This window comes from Solidesulfovibrio aerotolerans (genome assembly GCF_009856865.1).
GTDB lineage: Bacteria > Desulfobacterota > Desulfovibrionia > Desulfovibrionales > Desulfovibrionaceae > Solidesulfovibrio > Solidesulfovibrio aerotolerans.
In genome coordinates this window covers 1-641 of sequence record NZ_WVUD01000127.1, presented here as the reverse complement: position 1 = coordinate 641, position 641 = coordinate 1, and the positions used below count along the sequence as shown (strand labels likewise).

Annotated in this window: 1 protein-coding gene; it reads right to left on the bottom strand. The window is 62.9% G+C overall.

The annotated features are described in order from the left end of the window. Window positions 1-24: 24 nt before the first annotated feature. Window positions 25-641: CoA transferase (locus GTA51_RS20390; protein ID WP_160964308.1), on the bottom strand; the 617-nt coding region annotated here is incomplete at its 5' end.

Below are 641 nucleotides of genomic sequence, written 5' to 3'. Positions count from 1 at the left end.
CCGCCGACGCCTACGGCCGGATACTTACGACTCCCCCTCTGCGGAAATGACCTTAACGATGGGGATATCGAGCTCTTCGCCGACTTGTTCCCATTCGTCAGCATTCCTGGACGCGAAGGCTGCGCTGAGTTCTCCGGCCGTATTCACCCCACCGAGATATGCGAACAGCCGCTCGCGGAAGCGTGGCTCCAGGGCAGCAACGGCGACGAAGCCATCCCTCGCCGGGTAGATGTTGTATTCCGGCGATCCGCCGCCGAACAGTCCACCAGGACGGGTAAGCCCGTACCTCAAGGGGGCGGCCGCCTCTGAGGCAGCTTCCGACAGCACCACCTTCGCAAAACCGCTTCGCCCAAAGCGTTCGCGCTCGTACAAAAGCCCAAGGGCGTTCGAAACCGCCCGCTCCGCGCCAGTTATATCGGCCAGAAGCGTGCGGGGCAGGTTCGGCGGGTACAAGAGTCCAAGCGCCGCCTGATAGGTCAGATCGTGACCGGCCACGTCGCCGCGAGGCTCCGGGTAGCCAAAGATGGCCACCTGGCAGAGCTTCGTGAACCTCGGGTGCAGAGTTTCCCAGGAGATATGAAGTCTGGTGAGCACCGACGGGCGGTTGGAGGTTATGAGCAAGTCGGCGTCGGCGAGCAGTT